This is a genomic window from Streptomyces niphimycinicus (genome assembly GCF_018883605.1).
Lineage (GTDB): Bacteria > Actinomycetota > Actinomycetes > Streptomycetales > Streptomycetaceae > Streptomyces > Streptomyces niphimycinicus.
The window spans coordinates 1-6,742 of record NZ_JAHLEM010000114.1; the positions used below are offsets into that span (position 1 = coordinate 1).

The following is a 6,742-nucleotide window of genomic DNA, read 5'->3' on the forward strand; positions in this document are numbered from 1 at the left end:
AGCCCGGCGGCCAGCGTCCGCACGGAGCCGCGGCGGACCTCCTGCGGTGCCGCGTGCTCCGCGGCCAGTAGCGCGCGGTAGCAGCGGTCAGGCTTGCCCCACTGGTCGAAGGCGCGCGCGACATCGATCCAGTAGCGGGCCTGCCGTTCGCTGGTGGGCAGTGCGGTGGTGTCGATACGGCGGGCGTGCTCGATGGCTTGTCCGGCGTCGCCTGGAGCGGGCTCGTCCGTGCTCGGCACGGCACGAGCCCGCAATGATCATTTCGTGGCGACGACATGGACGCTCGCCCACTGGCGCTTCGGATTGGCCAGGGCTGTGTCCTCGCGGCAGGCCGGTTCGCGTACCACCGCTTGATCAGCGAGTAGGAGAGTCACTGCGGCTGACAGAATTGATCAGTTCCAGGTGGTGACTTCGGGTTCCGGCCAGCTCTCCGCCGTTGCCGCGAGGTCGGCGGGCAGCAACGTCACCAGGTGGGCTCGGCCCATCTGTACGGCCTTGCGGCCGGCTTGCTCGGCCTCGTCCTTGGTGTCGTATAGCCCATCGCCCACGGAGTCGTTGTGAGGCGGCGCCCCAACTTCGGCGACCCATTGCGGCTGCGCCGGCCAAACCCGTACGTGCGTCAGCCGGGAGGGCTCTGGAAGCCGGGTGATTCCTCGGGCGGCGGCTTCCTTGATCACGTCCTCAATCGTCATCCTTGGGCCTTCCTCATCTCGGCTAGAGCGGTATCCAGGCGGGCGGAACGCACCACGGTCGCCAGATCATCAGCCATCGCGGCGTAGTGCTGAGCTTCGTCTCTTGAACCCTGTCGGTGGAGCACGGTAGCGAGTCAGGCCGTGCCAATGGCTTTGGCACGAGCACGGTTGGAGGTCTGGGAATCCACGGACCGCCGCATACGCGCCACCAGTTCATTGACCGTACGGCCGGTGACCGTGGAGAGGATGAACAGCGCGTCTCCGGTCTCACCCAAGAGCTTGTGGTCAGTGAAGTACCACATCCACCTCGGCTCGCTGCGGAGGTCGGTCACCCTGCTGTAGATCGATTCCGCGAGGCTGATCTGACGCATCACCTCGGCCTCGTCGCCTTTGAGCGCGTACGCCTGCGCCTTGACAGCGGCGATCATCGCCAGGGCCGAGAGCGGCACGTCACCCATCGCCATGTCCGCGAGCGCGAGGGCCTCATCCGAGGCTCGGGCCGCGATCTCCTGCCGGGCCAGACCGGTAGCCACGTGGCACAGGATGCCCTGATCCTCGGATTCCCGAGCCGCGTCGAGCCCGAGGGAAAAGGTCTTCCGCGCCGGCGACGTCATCCCGGAGTCGAACGCCGCCCACGCGGAGAGATCGGCCAGGTTGGCGATGGCGCTGCACAGCCGGTCGCGGACTCTGGGGCCCATGGATGACTTCGTGAGATCGACGGCACCGCGCAGCTCCGCGAAGGCGAGGTGCCTGGTGGCGACTCCCCCGGTGCGGCGGTCCCACTCTTCCAGCGCGTATGTGCGGTCGGAGAGATCTTCGACGTCCTTGAGCCCGAGCTTGGTCGGGGCGGGAATCACCTCCGGCAGGATGTTCGCCAGGGGCACTGTCAGGAAGTCGCGGCGCTTCGACTCACTCACCTCCTCGCGGTCCTGCCGAGTCCTCTTCGGGAACAGCCCTAACTCTGTGTCGGTGGCCACTCCGAAGACCTTGCGTAACGCGGCGCGGTACTCGGCGTTCGGCCACGTGATCACGCCACGTTCTAAACGGCTGACCATGTTGGAGTCAATCGGTGGCTTGCGCCCGGTGGCGGCCTCGATGCGGTCGCTCACCTTCGCGGCCAAATCGCCCTGAGTCCACTCTCGCCCGAGCCTGAGCCGCCGAAGCCTGTCGTTGGCCATGTGTGGACCGTCCATCCGATGCTGATTGAGGACGGCAGAGAGCCTAGTGATCTGCCTACAGGCTGCCTACCGATTCGCCCTGTCTCTACCCGCCCGGGGCGCGTTGACTGAACATCAGCCCGCCGGGGTTGTGGCCAAGCGCTGTTGGGCCTGGTCACGTCCCGGGCGGCTCCCAATCGGCGTCCCCCTCCCCGAGGTTTTCATCCCCCGCCTGAGGGAGGGGGCCGCCATCCAGGAGGCGACGATGACCAGAGCCCTGTTCGTGAAGATCTACGGCGACCCGGCCGGATGGGATGCCGAGCAGTTCGAGGTCTACCTGGAGCTGCCGTGAGCCGTATGTGGATGCGCGTCCGAAGGGTCGACCAGGACGGCAGAACGATCGAAGAACGGGCCAAAGTTGTCGTCCCGAGGAATTCGAAGGATTCGCCGATAGGGGGCAGCAGGTTCCCTCCATGTACTTGCCCTCGTTGCCGTGAAGCCAACCAGTGATCAGAGATCCCATACAGGAAGGCGATGGATACCGTTCGAAACGGAATGGGATTACGCCTCGTCGCCGCTGACGAGCTTGACGGGCAATCCAGACCTGATGCGTGCGTAGAGGTCTTCTTCGGTCCTGTGCGGCTGGTCGGCGATCCTGACGCAATCCATATTCCGGCATCCTTTCGTATCACCCCTACTGAACTGGTTCATCTTTGGACCGAAGCCGAGTGCGCGCTGGGGGAGGTCCGCGTCGAAGTGATGCGTGCTGAGACCGAGTGGAAGAAGGCTTTGGGCGAGTGGTACGTGGAGGGCAGGCATGCCGTCGAGTCGGGGGAACCCGGTAACGCACTGCTGGCGGGTGTATTGGAAGCCCTGCGGAAGCACTCATGACGTCGGCGTAGGAACTTGCGAATACCTGGAGCTGAGCGGCCATTTTCCCGGATCTGACCGGAGCTTGAGACTTCCCGCCGGTACCCCGGTGGGAGAACCGAAGAGAAAGGAGTAGAAGGTGACCCAGCATGAGCCTCCCTCGCCCAGGGGCGGCCTTCTGGTGGCCGTGGAAACCCTGAACGCCGTCCACGACCGCTACGACAGCGCCGCATCCGACCGTCCGCCGGCTGGTTCCGGCGACGCCCCGTGGCCGGGCGGTGACGGCAACTTGCACGACCGCGAGTAACAGCGAAGCGGCGTGGGCTCCCATGGATGTTCTGTGCGAGCCCACGCCTGTCCTTCGCGTCACGTGATCGAACCAGGGGAGAGGGAAAGCGTGGAACACCGATTGATCAGCGCTGTGGAAACGGCACTCGGGTGGAAGGGAGCAGACCTCCTGGGGAAAGGCTTTGCGCGTGGCAGCTTGGACGACACGACATTGGCGGCCCGCATCCTGACCCCGAACAGGCTGCTGGACATGGCGATGCGCCGGAGTCTGAGCCGTCCTCAGCTCCGATGCTTCCGTGAGGGGAACGAGATACACCCCGCAACCTATTTCAGCGATGACGTCAGCCCCAGGGGACAGAGCATTCCCATGGTCAACATGCGTCGCCTGAATGGTCTCCTGCGCCAGGGAGCGACGCTCATTCTCGACCAGGCGAACGTCTTCGATCCCACAATGGAAGTCGTCTGCCGAGCCATGCAATGGTGGGCACGCGAACGGGTCCAGATCAATCTGTATCTGACGACGAACGATGCCGCGGGTTTCGATCTGCACTGGGACGATCACGATGTCGTGATCGTCCAGCTCGCCGGCGAGAAGGAATGGGAGGTACGCGGAGCCTCCCGCAAGGTCCCCATGTACCGGGACGCCGACCCGAACAGCGATCCGAGCGAAGAGATCGTCTGGTCTGGCGTCATGAAAACCGGTGACGTGATGCATATCCCGCGCGGCCACTGGCACAAGGCCACCCGCTGCGGCAGCGGCTCGGGGCAGAGCCTGCATATGACGTTCGGCATCGCCAAGCGGACTGGAGTGAGCTGGCTGTCCTGGCTGGCGGACTGGTCCCGCGAACAGGAGATCTTCCGGCATGACCTGGAGCGGGCGAACGGTGCCGACGGCGGGGCCTTGGCCGAGGCCGCCGTACGGTTGATCGGGGAGCGGCCCCCGGCTGACTTCCTGGCCGCCTACGAGCAGGAGACGACGGCTGCGCGGCATGTGCCGTTCCTGGACATTTTCGGACCGCTCGACTCCGTGGTGTGCGTCTCCCACTTCCGTCCCCAGATCCGGGAGCACGGAGAGCTGGTAGACGTCGTGGTCTCGGGGAAGAAGCTCACGTTCACGGTCGAGGCACTGCCCGATCTGTGGCTGTTGCTGAGTGGTAAGCCCGTACGCCTCGACCAGGCGGCTCGCATAGTGGGGGCTGAGGTGGCAGAGGTAGCGAAGATCCTGGTGGAGGAAGAGGTATGCGCGCCGCTGACCCCCGAATTGTCCTCGGGCTATACAGGTCTCGTTACGAACGCCGTCTCCTGACGGGCGCTCTCGACCTCGGGGTTCGAACGATTGACACCAGCTTCAACTACCTGGGGTTTCGCGCGCATGAGACATTGGTGAAGGTGGCGAGGGACTTGCTGCCGAGGTTCTCGATCTCCACGAAGGTTGGGTTCTTCCCTGGCCCAGGTCGAGCGGAGCACTCCATCGATCCGGGTCGCCTGCGTGCGGCAATCGGGCAGTCGGCCCGGGACCTTGGGCAGGAACCTGACCTCGTGTTCTTGCACAATCCCGAGCGGAGTCTTACCCAGCTCAGCGAAGGATCGGCGCGTCACCGTCTGGCCGACGCGTGCTCAGTCCTGGCCGACGCCCGCGAACAGGGACTTTGTGGGGCATGGGGAGTCGCATCCTGGGATCCGCGCCCCCTGGCCGCCATTGTGGGGAGTGATCTTCCAAGGCCAGACGTCCTGATGGTGCGCGGCGGCCTGTTCGTCGGCATCGGTGTTCTGGAAGCTGTCGATTGCCTCACCGAACGGTGGAAGCCGTCGGCTATGTGGGGCATGAGCCCTTTCGGTGGCAGCACGGCGGAACCGGTGTGGAACACCTTCGACCCACGTCTCTTCCTCTGCGACCCAGAGCGGGATTGCTCGGCGGTTCAGGCCGCGTTCCGGTGCGCCTACCACCTCCCCGTAGTGGATGCGGTCGCTGTCGGCACAGACAATCTCGACCACCTGCGGGAGCTGACCGATTCCCTCGGCATCGGGGTGGATGAGGTGACTGTCCGCCGGTACCGCCGCCTGCTGCGAGACCGTTGTCAGGAGGATTGAAGCTCGGCGACGAGACGGGCCGCCGCTTCCCGGGCAGGTGCTAGCCGAGGGTCGGCCTCGTGCGCGTGCGGACCTACGACCTTCGCGCAGTAGAACAGCGTCATGAGTCGGCCGGACCTGCTCTCAAGGTCCGGCCGACGCTCACGGCGCACCCGGTCCGCCAAGCTGGGAACGGCGAGGGAGTTGCACCACAGGGCCGCGGCATCCAGGCCACGCGGAGCCATCCCCCAATCCTCCCAGTCGATCAGGAAGAACTCCGGGCCGGTCACGTTCGCCCAGGTCATATCCGCGTGCGCCGGCGTCCACTCGTCAACGGTGGTATCGACGATCTCGGGGAAGACCTCCCGGATGGTTGCGGTCACCAGATCTTGCGTGATGGTGTCGGTGTCCGGAGTGGCTACACGGGGGGTGTGCTGCCCGGCGAGCGCGTCCAGCGAGGTATTCAGCGCCTTCCACCATGAATCCGGCAACTGGGGGTCTTCGATCACCAGAGCGCCTTGGCCGACTGGCGGCGTGGCGATAAGTGCGATCTCATCCGCCCGCCACATCGCCGGCTCATCCGGGGCGCGCCAGGCCAGTCCCGTGTACCACTCAGGCATGGAGACGCCATGAAGGACAGCGGCGGCCTCAGTGCCGTTCCATCCTTGGTCGCCAATCCTGTCGAACCCGCGCCGCTCGATCCTCACCCAGGTGTCGCGGTCAGTTTGTCCCCCGACCGATCGCCGCTTGCGTACTACCGTGTCTCGGTCCAGACGCACGTGAAGAGCCCGTTCCACACGGTCGAGCATGTCATCGACTGGCTGAACCCGCAGGTCGACAGCAGCGGCAGCGGACAGAGAGGGCGTCATACGGGCTCCTTGGCGACTGTGTCGCGACGGTAGCAAGAAGCCGCCTTTCCGCATGACCGACTCAACCAGATTTGGCCGTGCGGCATGACGGCGGCCGAGACCGCCCGCACATCATCACAGCGGCGTACCTCGCAGCCGTTCGGGCATCACGCCCCCCTGCGCCCGCGTGCCCTCCCCTGGTTACCGCGACCTTGCCGCGCCATGTCGTCGAGCGCCAAGAGCCGATCGAGATGGACACATCGCCCTTGGTGCGCCGTTTCGTTCCCGTACACGAGGACGAGCACGCGCGAGCACAGGCACGGCAACAACGGGAACACCAACTGCAACAGGAGCGCCGCGCCGCGCTGCTGCTGGCAAAAGCGGGCATCGATTACCCATACACCTTTCCGGGGAGCGCACGCCCACAAGCCGTCGGCGACCGTATGACCGCCGCCGAGCACACCGAGCCCCCTGCCGAGACGCGTGCCGTCTGCTGCGTCTGTGGTCGCTGCACAGCAGCAGCCGTGCCCGTTCGCTACGTCGAGCGGCCGAGCGGCCCCGGCCTGACCCTGTACGCGTGTCCGAGTGCGCCCCCAAGATCACCCGGGGCCACACTGGGAAGACGACATAACCCTCACTGAACGAGCGGACGAGCCAAGCCCCGCCCGCGCGGGCGGGGGCGGCCGCATCGCCGCCTTCCAGCTCGCCGACTGGATCACCCCGCTCCCGGAGGGCGTCCTGCTGGGCCGGGGCCAACTGGGCGACGGCTCGGTCGACTTCCGCTGGTTCCGCGAACAGGTCGAGGCCACGGGCTACA

General features: G+C 65.8%; 8 protein-coding genes and 2 pseudogenes. 6 read left to right on the top strand and 4 right to left on the bottom strand.

The genetic code is table 11. From position 1 onward, the window contains the following. The 3 genes and pseudogenes from KN815_RS13155 to KN815_RS13165 all read right to left on the bottom strand — a co-directional run. Positions 1–239, bottom strand: a pseudogene (locus KN815_RS13155) (XRE family transcriptional regulator); the annotation flags it as partial. A gap of 153 nt (positions 240–392) precedes the next feature. Continuing rightward, positions 393–548, bottom strand: coding sequence for a hypothetical protein (locus KN815_RS13160; RefSeq protein ID WP_216341985.1), 156 nt, complete (start codon positions 546–548; stop codon positions 393–395). Positions 549–826: 278 nt separating this feature from the next. Further along, positions 827–1,870: an NsdA family TPR-like regulatory protein gene (locus KN815_RS13165; protein ID WP_216341987.1), complete on the bottom strand. Its 1,044-nt coding sequence runs from the start codon at positions 1,868–1,870 to the stop codon at positions 827–829. A 130-nt stretch (positions 1,871–2,000) separates the two neighbouring features. On the opposite strand from KN815_RS13165, the gene KN815_RS13170 reads away from it, so the two are divergent. The 5 genes from KN815_RS13170 to KN815_RS13190 all read left to right on the top strand — a co-directional run bounded on the left by KN815_RS13170 (position 2,001) and on the right by KN815_RS13190 (position 5,098). Next, the gene (locus KN815_RS13170; RefSeq protein WP_216341989.1) at positions 2,001–2,201 is read left to right on the top strand and encodes a hypothetical protein; all 201 of its coding nucleotides are present in this window, start codon (positions 2,001–2,003) and stop codon (positions 2,199–2,201) included. Positions 2,202–2,383: 182 nt separating this feature from the next. Continuing rightward, positions 2,384–2,740, top strand: a complete 357-nt coding sequence (locus tag KN815_RS13175) for a hypothetical protein (protein ID WP_216341991.1) — start codon at positions 2,384–2,386, stop codon at positions 2,738–2,740. Positions 2,741–2,858: 118 nt separating this feature from the next. Then, entirely contained in the window at positions 2,859–3,026 is a 168-nt protein-coding gene (locus tag KN815_RS13180; protein ID WP_216341994.1) for a hypothetical protein, read from the top strand. A 90-nt stretch (positions 3,027–3,116) separates the two neighbouring features. Continuing rightward, complete coding sequence (locus tag KN815_RS13185) at positions 3,117–4,313, top strand: JmjC domain-containing protein (protein ID WP_216341996.1); 1,197 nt, start codon at positions 3,117–3,119, stop codon at positions 4,311–4,313. Next, complete coding sequence (locus KN815_RS13190) at positions 4,247–5,098, top strand: aldo/keto reductase (RefSeq protein ID WP_216341997.1); 852 nt, start codon at positions 4,247–4,249, stop codon at positions 5,096–5,098. Before KN815_RS13185 ends, KN815_RS13190 begins: the two co-directional genes overlap by 67 nt. Here KN815_RS13190 and KN815_RS13195 read toward each other — a convergent pair. Next, positions 5,086–5,946: a hypothetical protein gene (locus KN815_RS13195; RefSeq protein ID WP_216341999.1), complete on the bottom strand. Its 861-nt coding sequence runs from the start codon at positions 5,944–5,946 to the stop codon at positions 5,086–5,088. The two genes, KN815_RS13190 and KN815_RS13195, sit on opposite strands and share 13 nt — an antisense overlap. A gap of 642 nt (positions 5,947–6,588) precedes the next feature. Between KN815_RS13195 and KN815_RS13200 the strand changes: the two are divergent. After that, positions 6,589–6,742, top strand: a pseudogene (locus KN815_RS13200) (sugar phosphate isomerase/epimerase); the annotation flags it as partial.